The 1,976-nt window shown below is 70.6% G+C and carries 1 protein-coding gene; it reads right to left on the bottom strand.

The window, feature by feature from the left end; translation table 11 throughout:
* The coding region (locus LCE31_RS39275; RefSeq protein WP_225023044.1) for a condensation domain-containing protein at window positions 1–1,976 on the bottom strand (1,976 nt) is incomplete at both ends.

Here is a 1,976-nt window from a genome sequence, read left to right on the forward strand (position 1 = left end):
GGGTGGTTGTGGGGTGGTGGGCGATGGTGTCTGCGTCGGTGTCGAGGTCGATGGTGTGGATGCCGGTGGTGGGGAGGTCGGTGTTGAGGCCGTGGTGGGTGACGAGGAGCTGGGCTGCTGAGTCGGTGAGCATGTAGGTGAGGCGGTCGGTGGGGTAGGCGGGGTCGAGTGGGAGGTAGGCGGCGCCTGATTTGAGGATGCCGAGGAGGCCGATGGCCATGTGTGTGCTGCGGTGGACGGAGAGGGCGACGAGGCGTCCGGGGCCGGCGCCGAGGCTGATGAGGTGTCGGGCGAGTTGGTTGGCGGCTTCGTCGAGTTGCCGGTAGGTGAGGGATTCGTCGCCGTAGGAGACGGCCACGGCATCCGGCGAGGCCGCGGCGTGTGCGGCGACGTGGTCGTGGATCGTGCCCTCCCACGCGGGGACCCCCTCGGTCACCGCCCACTCACCGACCACCCGCTCCCACTCACCCTCATCGAGGAGGGACAGCGCGGACAGGGGCCGGTCGGGAGTCGCGACGGCGCTGGTGAGGAAGGTGTTGAGGTGCCGGCCGAAGCGCGCGATGGTCGTCGCGTCGAACAGCTCCGTGCTGTATTCGGCCAGGGCCCGCAGCCCGCCCTCGTGCTCCTCGAACTCCAGAGTGAGGTCGAACAGCGCGGTGTCCCGCTCCAACGGATAGTCGCGGACGCGGACACCGCCGAGTCCGGGATGCATGCCGGGCGCGTTCTGGAGTACGACCATGGCTTGGACCAGCGGTGTGCGGCTCGTGTCGCGCTCCGGCTGTACCGCCTCCACCAGACGCTCGAACGGCACGTCCTCGTGGGCGAACGCGTCGAGGACGGTCTCCTTGACCTGCCCGAGCAGGGTGTCGAAGGACGACCCGGGATCGATGTCCGAGCGCAGGACGACCGTGTTGACCAGGAAGCCGACCAACTGCTCCAGGCCGCCGCTCCGTCCGGCCGACGCCGTGCCGACGGAGATGTCGCGCTGCCCCGTGCAGCGGGCGAGGACAGCCTGGACGGCAGCCGTCAGCGCCATGAAAAGCGTCGCGCCCTGAGCACGTGCCAACGACGTGAGCCCGTCCACCACAGCGGGTGGTACCTCGAAGCCGAGGACGGCGCCACGCGACGAGCGCACCGCCGGGCGCGGTCGGTCGGTGGGCAGGTCGAGGGGGGTGATGCCGTCCAGGCGCTCGCGCCACCAGGCGAGCTGCTCCTCCAGCAGACCGCCCTCCAGCCGCGCACGGTGCCAGGCGGCGAAGTCCGGGTACTGGACGGCGACATCGGGCAGGCGCGACGCCCGGCCCTCGGCGTGGGCGGCGTACAGCTCGCCGAGTTCCCGCGAGACGACCCCCATCGACCAGCCGTCGGTGACGATGTGGTGCATCCCGAGGACGCAGACGTGCTCGTCCGGGCCGAGTCGGACGAGCAGCACGCGCACGAGCGGCCCGCTCCGCAGATCGTAGGGGCGCGACAGCTCCTCCTGGGCGACCGCGCGCAGCTCCTCCTCGCTCGCCGCCACCGCGGAGTGCCATGCGGGCTCCAGCACGGGGTGGACCATTTGTACGGCCCGGCCGTCCACCAGGTCGAAGGTGGTGCGCAGCGCCTCGTGCCGGCTGACGAGACCACCGACCGCGGCGCGGAGGGCCGCTGTGTCCAGGGAGCCGCTCAGCCGCATGCCGACAGCTGAGTGGTATTCCGTGCTGCCCTCGTTGAAGTCTTCCAGGAACCAGAGGCGTTGCTGACCGAAGGACATCGGCAGCGCTCTGTCGCGCGCGACCACGGGGACCGCGGGGAGCGCCGGGCGGCCGCCCGGCGCGTCCGCCTCGATGGCGGACGCGAGTTCCGCGATTGTCGGGGCTTCGAAGAGGAGCCGCGGGGAGAGATCCATGCCCAGCGCCTGTCGTGCGTGGGAGATGATCTGGATGGAGAGGATGGAGTCTCCGCCGAGTTCGAAGAAGTTGTCGTGGATGCCGATG

The sequence above is a fragment of the Streptomyces sp. 8L genome, from assembly GCF_020176795.1.
Classification (GTDB): domain Bacteria; phylum Actinomycetota; class Actinomycetes; order Streptomycetales; family Streptomycetaceae; genus Streptomyces.